At 69.7% G+C, this 17,095-nt stretch carries 12 protein-coding genes; 5 read left to right on the top strand and 7 right to left on the bottom strand.

The features are described 5' to 3' along the window. The first annotated feature begins 4 nt into the window (after nucleotides 1-4). The 3 genes from PV734_RS12235 to PV734_RS12225 all read left to right on the top strand — a co-directional run bounded on the left by PV734_RS12235 (nucleotide 5) and on the right by PV734_RS12225 (nucleotide 3,782). Nucleotides 5-1,012 carry an aldo/keto reductase gene (locus PV734_RS12235; RefSeq protein ID WP_319289456.1) on the top strand — a complete coding sequence of 336 codons (1,008 nt, stop codon included), beginning with the start codon at nucleotides 5-7 and terminating at the stop codon, nucleotides 1,010-1,012. A 317-nt stretch (nucleotides 1,013-1,329) separates the two neighbouring features. Beyond that, nucleotides 1,330-2,787 carry a PLP-dependent aminotransferase family protein gene (locus PV734_RS12230; protein WP_319096509.1) on the top strand — a complete coding sequence of 486 codons (1,458 nt, stop codon included), beginning with the start codon at nucleotides 1,330-1,332 and terminating at the stop codon, nucleotides 2,785-2,787. Between the two features lie 122 nt (nucleotides 2,788-2,909). Further along, the gene (locus PV734_RS12225; protein ID WP_319289455.1) at nucleotides 2,910-3,782 is read left to right on the top strand and encodes a calcium-binding protein; all 873 of its coding nucleotides are present in this window, start codon (nucleotides 2,910-2,912) and stop codon (nucleotides 3,780-3,782) included. Nucleotides 3,783-3,860: 78 nt separating this feature from the next. Here the strand turns inward: PV734_RS12225 and PV734_RS12220 are convergent, their stop codons facing one another. Then, a complete protein-coding gene (locus PV734_RS12220) occupies nucleotides 3,861-6,824 on the bottom strand; it encodes a SpoIIE family protein phosphatase (RefSeq protein ID WP_319096511.1) in 2,964 nt (987 codons plus the stop codon). 249 nt (nucleotides 6,825-7,073) lie between these two features. On the opposite strand from PV734_RS12220, the gene rutA reads away from it, so the two are divergent. Beyond that, nucleotides 7,074-8,156 carry a pyrimidine utilization protein A gene (gene rutA, locus PV734_RS12215; RefSeq protein WP_319096512.1) on the top strand — a complete coding sequence of 361 codons (1,083 nt, stop codon included), beginning with the start codon at nucleotides 7,074-7,076 and terminating at the stop codon, nucleotides 8,154-8,156. Further along, nucleotides 8,153-8,845, top strand: a complete 693-nt coding sequence (locus PV734_RS12210) for an isochorismatase family protein (RefSeq protein WP_319096513.1) — start codon at nucleotides 8,153-8,155, stop codon at nucleotides 8,843-8,845. Before rutA ends, PV734_RS12210 begins: the two co-directional genes overlap by 4 nt. A 73-nt stretch (nucleotides 8,846-8,918) precedes the next feature. Here the strand turns inward: PV734_RS12210 and PV734_RS12205 are convergent, their stop codons facing one another. From PV734_RS12205 to PV734_RS12180, 6 genes are all read right to left on the bottom strand, one after another. Next, complete coding sequence (locus PV734_RS12205; RefSeq protein WP_319096514.1) at nucleotides 8,919-9,371, bottom strand: DUF5707 domain-containing protein; 453 nt, start codon at nucleotides 9,369-9,371, stop codon at nucleotides 8,919-8,921. Between the two features lie 225 nt (nucleotides 9,372-9,596). Next, entirely contained in the window at nucleotides 9,597-10,700 is a 1,104-nt protein-coding gene (locus PV734_RS12200; protein ID WP_319289454.1) for a hypothetical protein, read from the bottom strand. Nucleotides 10,701-10,802: 102 nt separating this feature from the next. After that, nucleotides 10,803-12,815, bottom strand: coding sequence for a beta-galactosidase (locus tag PV734_RS12195; protein WP_319289453.1), 2,013 nt, complete (start codon nucleotides 12,813-12,815; stop codon nucleotides 10,803-10,805). A 46-nt stretch (nucleotides 12,816-12,861) separates the two neighbouring features. Beyond that, on the bottom strand, nucleotides 12,862-13,773 hold the full coding sequence (locus tag PV734_RS12190) for a carbohydrate ABC transporter permease (protein WP_319096518.1): 912 nt from the start codon (nucleotides 13,771-13,773) through the stop codon (nucleotides 12,862-12,864). Next, nucleotides 13,770-14,768, bottom strand: a complete 999-nt coding sequence (locus PV734_RS12185; protein WP_319096519.1) for a sugar ABC transporter permease — start codon at nucleotides 14,766-14,768, stop codon at nucleotides 13,770-13,772. The genes PV734_RS12190 and PV734_RS12185 overlap by 4 nt, the downstream gene beginning before the upstream one ends. Continuing rightward, nucleotides 14,765-16,075, bottom strand: a complete 1,311-nt coding sequence (locus tag PV734_RS12180; protein WP_319096520.1) for an ABC transporter substrate-binding protein — start codon at nucleotides 16,073-16,075, stop codon at nucleotides 14,765-14,767. The genes PV734_RS12185 and PV734_RS12180 overlap by 4 nt, the downstream gene beginning before the upstream one ends. Nucleotides 16,076-17,095: the final 1,020 nt, after the last annotated feature.

Genomic DNA, 17,095 nt, shown 5'->3' with positions numbered 1-17,095 from the left:
TGACATGAACGACCAGCGACGAACCCTTGTCGCCGACGGACCCGAGGTATCGGCCCTCGGGCTGGGCACCTGGGCCCTCGGCGGCCCCTCCGCCGCGGGCGACCAGCCCCTGGGCTGGGGCGAACGGTTCGACCGCGCGGAGGCCGCGGACGTGTTCCGGGCCGCGTACGACAGCGGAATCACCCTCTACGACACGGCCGACGCCTACGGCACCGGCACCGCCGAGCGCCTGATCGGCGAGACCCTGTCGGGCAAGCCGGACAAGCGGGACCGGATCAACCTGGTCTCCAAGTGGGGCAACACCATCGACGAGGAGGCCCGCCAACTCACCGGCCAGAACGCCACCCCCGGGTACGTCCGCCAGGCCCTGGAGGCCTCCCTGGGCAGGCTGCGCACCGACTACCTCGACCTGTATCTGCTCCACCTGTCCGGCCTGCCCGTCGCCGAGGCCGAGGAGCTGCTCGGTACCCTCCAGGACCTCGTCAAGGAGGGCAGCATCCGGGCGTACGGCTGGTCCACGGACGAGCCGGAACTCGCCGCCGCCTGGGTCGGCCGACCCGGCTTCGGGGGACTGGAGTTCGAGATCAACGTGGTGCACGACGCGCCCGCCCTCGTCCAGCTCTGCGAGACCCACGGCATCCCCGGTCTGGCCCGGGGCCCCCTCGGCACCGGTCTGCTGACCGGCGCCCACCCGCTGGGCTCCCTGATCACGGACGAGCAGGACTTCCGGCGCCGTTCCCCGGACTGGCTCAACTACTTCAAGGACGGCGCGCCGGTACGGGAACTCGCCGAGGCGCTGGAGTCCGTACGGCACATCCTGACCTCGGAGGGCCGCACCCTCGCGCAGGGTTCGCTGGCCTGGCTGTGGGCGCGTTCGCCCGCGCTGCTGCCGGTCCCCGGGGCACGTACGGTCGCCCAGGTGCGGGAGAACGCGGGCGCGCTGGAGCACGGGCCGCTCACACCGGACCAGATGCGGGAGATCGACGGGCTGCTCGGGACGGCCTCCGGCTGAACCTCGGCCAGTCGATCTCCCGAGACCGCAGCCACCGCCACACGGGCAGTGGCTGCCGGGGCTCGTCCGGTACGACGGGCGCGTCCGGCAGCGCCGACAGGACACCGGCCTTGGTCTGCCACTCGGCGAACACCCCGAGAAACACCGGATGGGGCCGGGCCGGCACCGTCTGCCTCGAAATAGCCATGACCTGCTCCTCAAGTCGTCGACACGTACGCGGTTGTCGCTCTCGTGCTCGTTCTCGTTCGCTGGTTCGTTCTCGTTCTCGTACACAGTCGAAGTTAGCGAGAAATGGCCCGCTGCTACCGTCCAATGGCATGCGGGTATCACAGACCAATTCACGCCACGCGCGGACCAACCTGGCCGGGGACCTCCTGCTCCACCTGGGCGGACCGGACGACGGCCCGCTGCACGAGCGGGTGAAACGGGCGCTGCGTACGGCGATCAGGGCCGGGCGGATCGAGCTCGGTACGGCCCTGCCGCCAAGCCGCCGGCTCGCGGCCGACCTCGGCTGTTCGCGCTGGGCGGTGACGGAGGCGTACGGGCAGCTCGTCGCCGAGGGCTACCTGGAGGCGCGCACGGGCTCGGCGACCCGGGTGCGCTGGTCGAACACGGAGGACGCCGACGCGACCCGGCCCGCCGCCCGGCAGGCCCCGCTGCCCCACTTCGACCTCGCACCCGGCCTGCCCGACCTGCGCGCGTTCCCGCGCCGCCGGTGGGCCGACGCCGTGCGCGCCCAGGTGACGACGGCGGAGTTCACGGAGTTCGGCTATCCGCCGCCCGGCGGCCACCCCCGGCTGCGGCGACTGCTCGCCGAGTATCTGGGCCGGTCCCGCGGTGTCGTGGCCGGCCCGCAGGACGTCACGGTGTGCACGAGCGTCACCGACGGCGTACGGCGCGTCTGCCACACCCTGCGCGCCCAGGGCATCACCGCGGTCGGCTGCGAGGAGCCGGGCTGGACGCGGCTGCGGGAGGTGATCACGGCCACGGGCCTGCGCCCGGTACCCATCCCGACCGACGAGGGCGGCCTACGAGTCGAGTACCTGGAATCGGCCGGGCACGACCGGCCGGACCTCCGTGCCGTGCTGACAACACCGGCACACCAGTTCCCGCTGGGCAGCGTGCTCGTGCCCGAGCGGCGCGCGGCCCTGCTGCACTGGGCCCGCCGGGTGGACGGCGTCGTACTGGAGGACGACTACGACGCCGAGTTCCGCTACGACCGGCGTCCGGTCGCCGCCCTCCAGGGCATGGACCCGTCCCGGGTCGTCCTGTTCAAGTCGCTCAGCAAGATCGTGTCCCCGGCGATGGGCATCGGCTGGCTGGTGGCCCCGCCCCGCTGGACCGCCCTCCTCCACGAGACCGACCAGACCGCGACCCAGCCCCCGACCCTCGACCAGCTGGCCTTCGCGACTCTGCTGGAGTCGGGCGCGTACGACCGCCATCTCCGGGCCTGCCGCCGCCGCTACCGCGACCGCAGGGACGCCCTGGTCAGCTCCCTCGCCGAGCACCTGCCCGACGCCCCGGTCTCCGGCATCGCGGCCGGCCTCCACCTCATCCTCCGCCTGCCCACCGACGTGAACACCGACACCGTGGTCACGGCAGCGTCCCGCCGCTCCCTGCGCGTCGCCGACCTCGCCGCGTACCACGCGACGGACGTTCGCGCGGAGCATGGCCTGGTGCTGGGCTACGGGAATCTGGCGGACAGCGCGGTGGAGGAGGCGGTACGGCGTCTCCGCGAGGCGATCGAGGAGTGCCGGTCCGCCCCGGAGCGGTGATCCGCCGCGATTCCGACGCGGTTCACCGTGATTCGGGTTCCGGTACAACCTCCAACCCGGGCCCGCTGTCTAAGGGTTGGCCAGAACCCACGGCACCACTCCCTCGAAGGGCCTGCTTCCCCATGCGTACACAGAGAAGGTTCGCCACCGCGACCACCACCGCCCTCGCCCTCACCTTCGCCCTGGGGTCGGCCGCGCTCACGGCCTCCACCGCCCAGGCGGCGACGCCGAACGCCGGCACACTGCGCCACACGGACGGCGAGCTCTGGTACAAGGCGAACGCCGGGCAGGCGAACCGGCTGACGGTCTCCGTGAAGGTGGAGGTCCGTGACAACGAGTTCGACACCTATTACATCCTCACCTTCCGCGACAGCGCCCCCATCGCCATCGACAGCAGCGCGGCGAACATCGACGAGTGCGTGTACCCGTCGGCGAGCGACCACACGGTCGCCCGCTGCGCGGTCGGTATCCCGAACGGCTCCGACGACTCCGACGACTTCGACGTCGACCTGGGCGACGGCAACGACACCGTGACGATCCCCGTCGACAGCTCCCCGTACGTCACGGTCTACGGCGGCAAGGGCAACGACGTTCTGCGGGGCAGCGGTTCGAACGTGCTCTACGGCCAGGACGGCAACGACCGCATCAGCGGCGGCGGCGGGATCTGGGGCCTCGGATCGTTCGGCGGCGCCGGGAACGACGTCCTCACCGAGTGCTATTACGCGTGCCACGGCGGCGCCGGAAACGACTCGCTGACCGGCGGTGCCGACGTGAACGGGAACGAGAACGCGTTGTACGGCGACGACGGGAACGACATCCTGCACGGACTGGCGGGCCCCGACCTCCTCAACGGCGGCAAGGGCAACGACCGCCTGTACGGCGACGGGGGCAACGACACGCTCTACGGCAACAGCGGCAACGACGTCCTGCACGGGGGCGCCGGCCGGGACACCCTCTCGGGTGGCCCCGGAACGGACAAGGTCTACCAGAACTAGCCGCACCCACCAGGGGCGCGGGGAACTGCGCGACAAGCCCCCACCGCCCGCAGAAAACCAACTACCCGCGGAGAGGGCTCAGTTCAGATCCCCGAGCCCTCTCAACTCCGGAATGTCATCGAAGTCCCCCGCGCGCAGAAACATCAACTCCAGCCCGTCCGCGTGCGCTTCACCCCGCCCGCCCTCCGGAGGAAGAAGCGCCTGCTCCGTCCAGATGCACTTGCCGGTCGGTGTGTAACGCGTTCCCCACCGCTGGGACAGAGCGGTGATCAACTGCAGCCCCCGGCCTCCCTCGTCCGTCTCCGTCGCCCGACGGATACGCGGCATCGTCAGGCTGCCGTCGAAGACCTCGCAGATCAGCTCGGCGCCGTGCAGCAGCCGGAGTTGGACGGGCCCCTTGGCGTGCCGTACGACATTGCCGACCAGCTCGCTGGCCAGGAGTTCCGTGGTGGGCGTGAGGTCGTCCAGGCCCCAGGCGGAGAGCTGTTCGCGGACATGGCGACGGGCCTGGCCGGCCGCCCTCGGGTCCTCGGGCAGCGGCCAGGAGGCGACCCGGTCGCCGGTCAGGGCGTGCAGACGGGCGACGAGAAGTGCCGCGTCGTCGGCGTTCGGCTGCTCGGCGGGGAGCAGTCCCGCGGTGAGCGTGTCGCAGAGTCCTTCGAGGTCCCCCTCCGTGCCGGCCTCGTACGCCTCTCTTAACAGGCGGGCGAGTTGGCCCATGCCCTCGTCGATCTCCCGCTTGGACGACTCGACCAGACCGTCCGTGTACAGCACCAGCAGGCTGCCCTCGGGGACCTTCAACTCGACGGTCTCGAAGGGGGGTTCGGCCGCACCGAGGGGCGGGTCGGCGGTGAGGGCCGGGAAGTACACCGTGCCGTCGGGGTGGACGACCGCCGGCGGGGGATGGCCGGCGCGGGTGATGGAGCAGGTCTGGGTGATGGAGTCGTAGAGGGCGTACAGACAGGTGACGTACGACTCCTCGCCCATGTTGCCGACGATGTCGTTGAGGTGGCTCATGATCTCGTCGGGCGGCAGTTCGAGGTCGGCGAGGGTGTGGACGGCGGTGCGCAGCCGGCCCATGGTGGCCGCCTGGGGCAGACCGTGGCCCATGACGTCGCCGACGACGAGGGCGACCTGGCCGCCGGAGAGCGGGATGATGTCGTACCAGTCGCCGCCGACGTCCGTGCCCTGCGCGGCGGGAAGGTAGCGGGCGGCGGCCGTGCACGCGGGCAGGTTGGGCAACTCGCGTGGCAGCAGGCCGCGTTGGAGTTCGCGGGAGCGGCTGTGCTCGGCGTCGTAGAGGCGGGCCCGGGCCAGTGCCTGGGCGACGAGGGCGCTGATCGTGGTCAGGAGGGTACGGTCCTCGTCGGTGAGGCCGCGTGGGCTGTCGAAGCTGACCGAGCAGACGCCGAAGGTGTTGCCGGACGCGGTCAGCGGCAGGAACGCCCAGGCCTGTTTGCCGCTGTGCCCGGGCAGGCGCGCCAGCGCGGGATAGCGGGCGACGAACTCCTCCGGGGACGAGAAGAACGCGGGCTCCTCGCTGCTGATCACGTCCCAGCTGGGCCAACCGGGGCTCGTCGGGCTGTTGTTGATCCTGTCGAGGAAGTCGTCCGAGTAGCCGATGGATCCGACGTTGACGAGCCGGTCGTCCTCGATGGTCTGGACGATGAGGCCGGCGGCGCCGAACGGCGGCATCACTCGTCGGCCGACCGCGTCCACGACGTCCCGCGAGGTCGTCGCCTTGGCGAGGGCGGCGGTCAACTCCGCTATCCGGGCGGCTCGTTCGGACGCGCGCTGCTCGGCGGCCCGGCGTTCCTCCTCGTGGCGCCGCTTCTCGGTGACGTCCTGGAGGTAGAGGGTGCGGCCGTCGGGGCCCGGGACCAGTCGCAGGTGGTGGCGGCGGCCGGTGCCGGGCACGCATATGTCGAAGCCGACCGACTTGTCCTCGGCGGCGGCCTTCCGGCAGCGCCTCTCCAGGTCGGGCAGCTCCCGCACGGTCGGCAGGTCCCACAGGACCCGCCCGAACAGCTCCGCCTCGGAGAGGCCGAGGGTGCGTTCGGCCTCCAGGTTGGCGAAGGTGATCCGCCAGGTGTCGTCGACCGCGAGGAACCCGTCGCTCATGTGCCGCAGGGCGCGGCTGAGCGCGTCCCGGGCGGTCCGCGACTCGTTGCTGTCCCAGCCCATGCCGATCAGGCGCAGGGGCTCGCCGTGCTCGTCGTACGTCGCCCGGCCGCGCGCCTGGTGCCAGCCGTACGTGCCGTCGAAGGCCCGTACGCGGTACTCGGCCTCGAACACCGAGTGGCCGCTGATCGCCTGGTCGACGAGGGCGAGGGTCGGTCCGAGGTCGTCGGGGTGGACGCAGCGCATCCAGTTCTCGACGCGGGCGGTGTACTCCTCGGGGCGGGTGCCGTACAGCTCCATCGCGGCTTCGTCCCAGATCAGTTCACCGCTCTTGATGTGCCAGTCCCACGACCCGACCCGGACCTCCTTCAGCGCCTGGCGCAGCCGGTCGCCGCTCATCTCCGAGTGCACGGGACCGGCCGGCAGGGGCGCCTGGGCCATGCGTTCCTCGGTCCAGGCGACGACCGCCCGCAGGAACCGCCAGTGAGCGGGGGTCGGTTCACCGCGGTCACCGGTGATGACGGTGAGGGCGCCGATGCTGCGGTCCCGGCGGATGACCGGCACGGCGGCGAGGCCGCTGCCGGGGATGGGCGTACCAGACGGGCGGTCGGGGGTCGTGGGGTCGGCGCGCTCGTCCGCCACCCCGGGTATCCACACACCGCGGCCGTGGTGGAAGTCCTCGTACAGGGCGCGGGCGGGGGCCAGCGGGCCCTCCTGGTCGATGATCTCCCAGGGGCCGGTGAGGGCCGTGGGCAGACCGGTGGCCGACACCAGCCGCAGGGCCGACATGGGACCCCGGAGGTGAATCGTTCCCCCGAGCGCGCCCAGCTCCGCCACCGCGTGCTGAAGGGCAAGCCGGAAGACCTCGCTCTCAGCGACACCGGGGTCCACCGAGCCGAGCAGTTCCAGCCGTACGTTCATACTTGAAGTTTTACCGTTCAAATGGCATCTCAAGCGGGACTTTGCAGGAATCTCACGTTCACCTCCGGTCACCTTCACTGGCCGTCGAGGCAGCAACAAGCGTGTATCCAGGGCAGGTTGTGTGACATTCCATCGTCATCAGGGCCGTGTAGCTTGCCGTTGAAGGACAGTTGAGATTTGAACGTATCTGACTGGCAGGCACTTCACACCCGAGGATCCGACTCAGAGGATCTGTCTCCAAGGAGTGGCATGGACATCGGCGTCTTCATCCCCATAGGCAACAACGGCTGGCTGATCTCGAAGAGCGCGCCCCAGTACATGCCGAGCTTCGACCTCAACAAGGCGATCGTGCAGAAGGCGGAGGCCCACGACCTGGACTTCGCCCTCTCCATGATCAAGCTGAAGGGCTTCGGCGGCGAGACGGAGTTCTGGGACCACAACCTGGAGTCGTTCACGCTGATGGCGGGCCTCGCGGCGGTGACGGACCGCATCAAGCTCTACGCCTCCACCCCCATCCTGGCGCTGCCCCCGGCGGTCGTCGCGCGCATGGCGGTCACGGTCGACTCGATCGCCCCCGGCCGCTTCGGCATCAACATCGTGACGGGCTGGGCACCCGGCGAGTACTCCCAGATGGGCCTGTGGCCCGGCGACGACCACTTCGGCAACCGCTACGCCCGCGCCGTCGAGTACGTCACCGTGATGAAGGACCTGTGGCGCGACGGCGTCAGCAACTTCAAGGGCGAGTTCTACGAGATGGACGACTGCGTCCTCTCCCCGCGCCCGGCGGACGGGCACATCGACATCGTCGCGGCCGGCCAGAGCGGCACCGGCATGAAGTTCGCCGCGGAACACGCCGAGTACAACTTCATCCTGGGCAGCGGTGTCAACACCCCGACGGCCTTGGCAGGCAGCACGGCGACACTGGTGGAGGAGGCCGAGCGCACCGGCCGGGACGTGGGCGCCCTCTCCCTCTTCATGATCATCACGGCCGAGACCGACGAAGCGGCCCAGGCCAAGTGGCAGGACTACCACGACAACGCGGACCGCGCGGCGCTGGCGTACATGGCCGGCGAGACGGACGCGGACACGACGTCCACGGGTACGTCGACGGCCCGCACGATCGCGCTGCCCGAAGGTGCGGTCAACTTCAACATGGGGACACTGGTCGGCTCGTACGAGAGCGTGGCGAGGATGCTCGACGAGGTCGCCGAGGTGGACGGCACCAAGGGCATCATGCTGGTCTTCGACGACTTCCTGGAGGGCCTGGAGAACTTCGGGACGCGCATCCAGCCGCTGATGAAGTGCCGTGCCGGGAGGGGGAGTTCGACGTGACACCGGTTCCGGGAACCGGGGAGGCGGCAACCGCGGGTGCGGAACCCGAAGGTACGGGCGCCGCGGAGGAGGACTACCGGCGCGCGGGTCTGGCCGGAGGGCTGACTCCCGGCACCTCACCCGCCCTCCTCCTCGTGGACCCGGCACGCGCGTACGTCGATCCGGCCTGCCCCCTCTACGCGGGGGCGGGCGCGGAGGGCGCCGCCGAGGCGATGAGGGAGCTGCTGTCCGTCACCCGCGGCGCCGGAATCCCGGTGATCGTGACGCGCGTCGTGCTGCGCCCCGACGGCAGCGACGGAGGCGTCTTCTTCCGCAAGGTGCCGAGCCTGCGGGCGTTCGTGGAGGGCAGCCCGTACGGCGAGTTCATCGAGGGACTGGCACCGGATCCGGGCGACCTGATGGTGACGAAGCAGTATCCGAGCGCCTTCTTCGGCACACCCCTGTCCACGTACCTCACCTCCCACGGCATCGACACCCTCCTCATCGCCGGCCTCACGACCAGCGGCTGCGTACGGGCCACGGCGCTCGACGCCATGCAGCACGGGTTCGTTCCGGTGGTGGTCGAGGAGGCCGTGGGGGACCGGGACGCGGGGGTCCACGCGGCGAACCTGTTCGACATCCGGCACAAGATCGGCGAGGTCTGGGGGATGGGGCGGGTGGCGGAGTACCTGTCGCCGGGCGGGATCTGACGGAGGGGGAGGGGGCGGGCGGGAAGGCAGCCTGCTCCGGTGGGGCCCTGTCGGCAGGCACCGGAGGGTCGGATCACGCGACGGTGAAGTCCGCGGCCTTGTCGACCAGCTTCGTGTCGCCGTCCTTCGAGGTGGCCAGGACGGCGACGTGCCACACTCCACGCTCGGACGTCTCGGCGTCGGCACGGGTGACGGGGACCTTGTAGGTGCAGTGCACGGTGTCCCCACCGGACGGCTTGCACACGGCCGACTCCACGGAGGCCATGTCCTTGGCGGTCAGACCCTTCTTGGCGAACTCCGAGTTCGCCGGCCAGGCCAGGACCTTCACGTCCTTGACACCGGAGGACGCGGTGACATCGGTGGTGAAGGTCAACGAACCGGCACGGTCACCGACCGGGGCCGTGTAGGCGGCGGCACTGTGCGCCACCGAGGGAGGCTGCTCCCCGGCGTAGGCGAGGGCGAAGGCTCCGGCACCGCCGAGAACGACAACACCGGCAGCCACAGCGAGAACGGTACGACGCGCCATCAGGATTTCCCCTCAAAGGATCAGCTGGATCGGACCGGCGCTCTTGTCCGCGCCGTTGCACCGATCCTCGCCGCGCGGCAGGTGCCGGGGATGAGCGCACGTACTCAACTCCGGCCTGAGTAGCCGCTGTTCGACAGTGAGGACGAAGGTGCGCGGGCGGCTGTCGCAGCTGTGGTGCGGCGGGTGCCCTGCGGGAGGGAGGGGCCGTGGACCCGTTCCGGCCGCTCAGCCGAGCGCGCTCACGACCAGCACCGTCACCAGTACGGCGATCATGACCGACGCCGCCGCGATGCCCGCGACACGCAGGACCACCTCTTTCGCGGGTCGCCGCACGACCTTGAGGGCGTCGGACCCCTGCTCGGCGGGGAAGGCGAAGTACACCCACTCCAGGTCGCCGTCCACCGTGACGCGGGCGACCGGCAGATAGCGCAGGATCGCCTCGCGGGTGGCTTCCCCTTTGACGAGGGCGAGTTGGGGTTCGACCCGGGAGCGGAGGGTTTCCGGCAGATCGGCCGGGAGCTTGTCCGTGACACTCGTCAGTCGCTTCTCGCGCCAGCCCGCCCGCGAGGAGGACGTCGGCCACCGGAGGTGGGGCCGTGCCGGCTCCCGATCACGGTCCCGCTCCAGGGGGAAGCTGATCTCCACCTCGGTGAACCTGGTGACGAACGCGCTGCCGCCACACCGCTTGTGCTTGAGACGCTTCGCGCCGCCGCACGTGTCGCAGGCGCGGAAGCCCTTCTCCTTGCAGACGTCACAGGGCTTCGTCCGCCTGCCGAGGCACTTGGGACAGGCCACGTCGTGCTCGCCGCAGAGCCTGCACCATTCGGTCCGCACCGTTGTACGGGCCTTCGCGGGCGGCTTCCGGGTCCCCTTCTTGCCCGTGCCGCCGCACGACCAGCACGCGTCGACGCCACCGCGGCAGCCACCGCACTTCAGCGTCGGCGGGCAGTCGACCCTGCCGCTCGCGCCGCATCCCCCGCAGTCCACCATGCCGCCGTCGCAGTCACGGTCCGGGCACGGAACCTCGACTGTCGAACCCTCCAACACCAGTGTCACCGGGCGTGCTTCGGCGAAGCCGGAGGGCACTTCGACGGGATGAGTGGCGAGGTCGGTGTAGCTGGGCCGCCTGGAGATCTCCTTCAGCCTTTTTCGCGGCTCCTCCCGCTGCACCGGCCTGCCCCGCACCACGGTCCGGCGGACGATACGGAAGTCCAGCAAGGGCTGTTTGGTCAGTCGCGCGGTAGCGGGAACGAGGAGGCGTACCTCACGGCCCTGTTCGGAGAGGTAACGCTCGACGGCCCGGAGCACATCTTCGTCGGACGTGGTCAACCCTGCCCCCTGGTCAACGATCCAGGAGAGCAGGGTATGAGCCACCTGACACCTCATCAAGAGGGCCTTCGCGCAAGCCGGTTGGCGGCAGGGCGGATCGCCCTACGGCCTCGGCTCCCGTACGACCGCCACCCCACCCGGCGCGACCCGCACCGATCCGCCGGTCAGCGCCTCCCCGGTGAGGAGTTCGGTCGCTCCCTCCGGCACCGCGACCTCGGCCCCGCCGCCCGTGTGGTCGATGAGGAACAGGAAGTCCGCGTCGGCGCCCCGCCGCAGCACCGCCTCCACCCCCGCCGGAGTCTCCCGCACCCCCTCGACACCCGCCTCCGCGCACATACGGGCGAGCAGCGCGCCCAGCGTCGACGCGTCCGGCCGGGTCGCCAGATACCAACCGGCGCCCGTGCCGAGCGAGTTGCGCGTCACCGCCGGGACACCGGTCAACGGACCGTCCGTGTACGACAGCACCGCCTCCGCACCCGGCCCCTCCAGCCGCAGCCGCTCCGACCACAGCGACCCGGTACCGCCACCGCCGAGCCCGACTTCCTCGCCCGGCAGCAGGGGGAACAGCTCGTCCGCCCGCACCCCGAGGGTCTCCCGGAACGCACCGGGGTAACCACCCAGCCGTACATGGCAGTTGGCGTCCACGGCGCCGCTGTGGAAGCCGACGGCCAAGGTGCCGCCGCGCTCCGCGAAGCCGGTGAGGTTCGCCGCGCCCTCGTCGTCGACCAGGTAGAGGCTGGGGGCCAGCACCAGCCGGTATCCGTCCAGTGCCGCGTCCGGCCGTACGAAGTCCACCGCCACGCCCGCCCGCCACAGCGGCTCGTACCAGTCCCGTACGAGGTCCAGGAAGCGGAGTTCGCCGTTCGGCTGGGAGGGGAGTTCCAGTGCCCAACGGGCGTTCCAGTCCCAGACGATGGCCACCGAAGCCGCGCCCGTGCTGCCGCGTACCTCGGCCAACGCCCGTAGATCGGCGCCCAGTTCCACCACGTCTCGCCAGATCTGGCTGTCCGTGCCGGCGTGCGGAAGCATCGCCGAGTGCCACTGTTCCGCGCCCGCCTTCGCGGCCCGCCACTGGAAGTACGCGATACCGTCCGCGCCGTGGGCGACGTGCGCGAGGGCGTTGCGGCGCAACTCCCCCGCTGTCTTCGCCCTGTTGACCGGCTGCCAGTTGACGGCGCCCGTGGAGTGCTCCATCAGGAACCAGGGCCCGCCCGCGAGCGACCGCATGAGATCGCCGCTCAGTGCGATGTCGATCTCCGACTCGGGGTCGGTCGAGCGGAGGTAGTGGTCGTTCGCCACGACGTCAAGCTCCGGTGCCCAGCGCCAGTAGTCGAGGGCGTCGAAGTTGTACATCACCATGAAGTTGGTGGTGGCGGGAGTGGCGGGTGCCGCCGCTCTCAGCACGTCCCTCTCCGCCTTGTACAGGGACAGCAGCTCGTCGCTGCAGAAGCGGCGCCAGTCGAGTTGGTGGGTGGGGTTGGGGACGGCGCCGGTCGCGCGGGGCGGGATGATCTCGGCCCAGTCGTAGTACCACTGGCTCCAGAAGGTGGTGCCCCAGGCGTCGTTGAGTGCCGCCAGGTCATCTCCGTAGCGTGCTCGCAGCCAGCGGCGGAAGGACTCCGCGCTCTGGTCGCAGTAGCAGGCGGGGTTGTGGCAGCCGTACTCGTTGTGGACGTGCCACATGGCGACCGCGGGGTGGTGCGCGTACCGCTCGGCCAGCGCACGTGTGATCCGCAGGGCGGCCTCGCGGTAGGCGGGGCTGGAGGAGCAGAACGTCTGGCGGCTGCCGTACGACAGTCGCCGTCCGTCCTTGTCCACGGGGAGTGCGTCGGGGTGGGCGCGGAAGAACCAGGCGGGCGGGGCGGCTGTCGGGGTCGCGAGGTCGGCGGCGATGCCGTTCTCGTGGAGGAGGTCGAGGAGACGGTCCATGCGGGCGAAGTCATAGACGCCCTCCGCCGGTTCGAGCAGCGCCCAGGAGAAGATGCCGACGCTGACCATGGTCACCCCGGCCTCGCGCATGAGGCGCATGTCCTCGGCCCAGACCTCCTCGGGCCACTGCTCGGGGTTGTAGTCGCCCCCGTACGCGATACCGGGGACAGCGAGTTCGCGCTTCATCGGTCAACTTCCTGTTTTCTCGCGGAGACTCGCGGAGAGGCGAGCCTCAGCCCTTGTTGGCGCCCAGGGTGAGACCGCTGACGAACTGGCGCTGGAGTGCGAAGTACACGATCAGGGTGGGGATCGCGGTCAGCAGGGCGCCTGCGGCGACCAGGTTGGGGTCGGTGAAGTACTGGCCGGAGAGGTTGTTGAGGGCCGAGGTGATCGGCATGTTCTCGCCGGTGGAGATGAGCACGATGGCCCAGAAGAAGTCGTTGTAGATCCAGATGGACAGCAGGGTGCCCAGGGCGGCCATCGCCGGGCGGCACAGCGGCAGCACGATCTGCCAGTACATCCGCCACACCGACGCGCCGTCGACGAGGGCGGCCTCGGTCAGTTCGTGCGGGAGCATCCGCATGTAGTTGGCGAGGACGAACGCGCAGAAGCCCGACTGGAACGCGATGTGGATGAGGACGAGGCCGAGCGCGGAGTCGTACAGCTTGCCGGACGCGGTGATCCCGGGCAGGTCGATGAGCAGGTACATGCGGTAGAGCGGGGTGATGATGACCTGCTGCGGGAGCAGGTTGCCGGCCGTGAAGACCAGCAGCAGGAACAGGTTGATGCGGAAGTCGAAGCGGCTGACGTAGAAGGCGACCATCGACGACAGGAACAGCGTCAGCAGCACCGCCGGGACAGCGATGAGCAGCGTGTTCCCGAAGTAGTGCAGCATGTCCGACTGCGTGAACGCGTTGCTGAAGTTGGCGAAGCTCAGCTTGTCGGGCCAGGACACATAGCCCTTGTTGCTGGTCTCGGCGTACGGGCGCAGGGCCGCGTACATCGCCCACAGCAGGGGTGCGATCCACGCCAGCGACATGCTGATGAGGAACACGTGCAGGACCACGCGGGCGGGGCGGATGGGGGCGCGCACTTTCGCGGGCCCGTTCGCGGGTCGCCGCGCGGCCAGGGTGGGAGCGCTCATGCCCGCCGCTCCTTCCGGAAGGTGCTGATCAGATACGGGATGATCACGACGAGGGAGATGACCAGCAGGACCACGGCGATCGCCGAGCCGTATCCGATGCGGCTGGACTCGCCGATGATGTTGTTGGTGATCAGGATCGACAGCAGTTCGGTGCCCTGGGCGCCCTTGTTGAAGACGAAGACCAGGTCGAAGGCGCGCAGCGATTCGATGATCGTGACGACCAGGACGATGGTGTTGGTGGGGCGCAGGGTCGGGAAGATGACGTTCTTGAACGTCTGCCACTCGTTGGCGCCGTCCAGCGAGGACGCCTCGCGCAGGGACGGGTCGACGCCCTTGAGGCCGGCCAGGTAGAGGATCATCATGTAGCCGGTGTGGCGCCAGCAGGCGGCCACCAGGATGGCCCACAGGTTGAGGTCCGGGTCACCGATCCAGTCGATGTAGTGGCCGGGCTTGTTGGCGCCGATCAGGCTGTTGATCAGGCCCGTGTCCGGGTTGTAGACCAGCTGCCAGACGAACCCGGTCACCGCCAGCGACACCACGACCGGCAGGAAGAACGCCGTCTGGTAGACCCGCGTGAAGCGGATGTTCTTGTCCAGCTGCACGGCAAGGAACAGGCCCAGCGGGGTCGGGATCAGGATCAGGACGACGAACCAGATGACGTTGTGCTGGACGGCCGGCCAGAACTGCGGGTTGCTGTCGAAGAGTTCACGGAAGTTCTGCAGCCCGACCCACTTGATGGAGTCGAAGCCGATGCCGTCCCAGGTGGTGAAGGCCAGCGCGACCGAGGCGAAGGCCGTCACCCAGACAAGGGCGATGTGCAGGAAGGTCGGCAGGCCCGCCATGAAGCCGAGGGTGATCCTGTCCCGGCGGGTCAGCAGCCTGCGGTGACCGTAGGGCGGCTTGCGGCTCGCCGGGGACGAGGGGGTGCGGGTACCCCCCGGAGGCGGCACGTCGGCCGCCCCCGGGATCACGGGAATCGAGTCGGAGTCGCTCATGAGGAGGCGAAGATCGTCTTCTTCTGGCGCTCGATGGACGAGAGCAGGCTGTCGATGCCCTTGGGATCGCGGATGAACTTCTGCAGCGCGGGCTGCATCACCGTGGAGGTGAAGTCGGGCCGGCTGTCGCGGTCCATGAACTGGGTGAGGTTCTTGGCGCCGCTGATCATCGCGTACGCCTTCTTCTGCAGGGCGCTGTACGAGGCGGTGTCGGCGTTGCTGGAGGCGGCGACGACGTTCGGGTCGGCCTTGAGGTAGATCTGCTCGGCCTCCGGAGTGCCGAGGTACTCCAGCAGCTGGACCGAACCGGCCTTGTTCTTCGGCGACTTGGAGAGCATGAAGCCGTCGGTCGGCGCCTCGACCGTGTCCTGCCCGAAGGAGGGGTCGATCTCCGGGAACGCGAAGAAGTCGAGGTCCGCCGCGTCGGTCGCGTTCGTGAACTGCTGGCCCACGAAGGTGCCCAGCAGATACATGCCGGCCTTCTTCGAGACGAGGGTCTGGGCCGCGTCCTGCCAGGTACGACCGGTCGATCCCTCCTGGCTGTAGGGGAGAATTTCGGCCCAGTTGTCGAACGTGGCGCGAACCTTCGCGTCGGTCCAGGATGCCTTTCCGGCCATCAGCTCGACGTGGAAGTCGTAGCCGTTGGTACGGAAGTTGATCTGGTCGAAGGTGCCGAGGGCGGGCCAGGCGTCCTTGTCGCCGAAGGCGATCGGGACCAGACCGTCCTTCTTCATCTGCTTGCACAGCGCGATGAACTGCGCCCAGGTGGTGGGCACCTCGTAGCCGTGCTCCTTGAAGACGCTCTTGCGGTAGAACATCGCCCACGGGTACGTGTACAGCGGCACGAAGTAGTACTTGCCGTCCGCGCCCTTGCTGAGCTGCTTCATCGCGTCGGGGAAGTTGCCCCCGATCTTCTGCCACACGTCGTCGATCGGGCTGGCCAGGCCCTTGCCCGCGAAGAACTGCATGCGGTAGCCGGCGAACCAGGTGAACACGTCGTCCGGGGTGCCCTGGAGGTAGGAGTTGATCTGCTCCTGGAACGTGTTGTGGTCCTTGGTGTTCACGTCGACCTTGATGCCGGTCTTCTTCGTGAACGCCGCGTAGATCTCGGCGAAGGCCTTCTTCGGAACGGCGTCCGAAGAGTTCGAGCCGAGGGTGACGGTCTTCGCGTCGGAACCCGAGTCGCTGCCGCCGCAGGCGCTCAGCAGCGGAACGGCGGCGCCGAGCGCCGCCGCGCCGCCGACGCCGCGCAGCAGGGTGCGGCGGCTCGGACCCGGGACGGACAGACCGGAGGGTGTGTGGTGCATGACGACTCCTGAGGACAGACCCCCCGAAACGGGGAGCAAGGTCACGACTACGCTGGGTCCATGCTGATCTAAATCGACCAGAAATCAACTTGACCGAACATCGTGGCGGCAATAACAGCCCCTTGTTCGGCCCCTCGTCAAGAGGCGGAGTCCGACGTTCCTGAAACGTGATGGACACCAGCACGTGAAGCTTTGCTAACAGATAGATGGCAAACAGCCGACGCAAACCCCTGCCTCAGCCGTCCGGCCGAACGGCCCCGACCCCGCCCCGACGAACGCCAACCTTTCGACCAAGACGGACGGACCGGCCCGGAAACGACATAGGCGCCGATCATGCGAGCGATCACACCAGGACCCCACCCCGATCGAGCACGCCCACCTCCGAGGCGTTCCCGGCACGCACAGAGCCCCGGAACCGGTCACGGACCCCGCCCGCCCGGCCCCCGGTTCACCGGACGCCATCCACCGCCCGCCCACCATCGCCTTCACACCCGGCCGACGCCCACCCCGACCACACCCCCCGGCCGCACACGGACGCCCGCACGGCCCTCGCCTTTGCCATGGCGGCGTTCCCTGGCCACCCGAGCCCTTCCCCGCCCCGAACGGCCACGCGACACCCCACCAATCCCACCGATCCCGCCGATCACCTCAGCAGCACCCCGACCACGACCCCAACCCGCCCCCAGGGCGCCCGCGCGACCCACGGCCACGCCCGGGCAGCGCCCCTTCGCCGCCCGGCCCGTTCCCCGCCCCAGGCGGCAAGGCACCACCGCCGATCCCGCCGGTCGCCTCGGCGGCGTCACGGTGATCCGGTGGTCGTCGAACACCCGGGCGCCCCTCTGCCGCGCGCAGCCCGCCCCCGCCCCGCCTCGCCCCGCCGCTCCGGGCGAGGGCAGCGTGCCCCCCGCTCGACAGGCTTCTCCCCGGGGTGCGTCTCAGGCCCTCCTGGCCGATACTCCTGCGACCCCGTCCACGGATTCCCGCCCCCTGGTTCCGCGCCGGCTTCCCCATCTGTGTGTA

Source organism: Streptomyces sp. AK08-02 (genome assembly GCF_033795085.1).
In the GTDB taxonomy this organism is placed as follows: domain Bacteria; phylum Actinomycetota; class Actinomycetes; order Streptomycetales; family Streptomycetaceae; genus Streptomyces; species Streptomyces echiniscabiei.
Note: the sequence above shows the minus strand (reverse complement) of the source record. Positions and strands in the feature narration are given on the sequence as shown.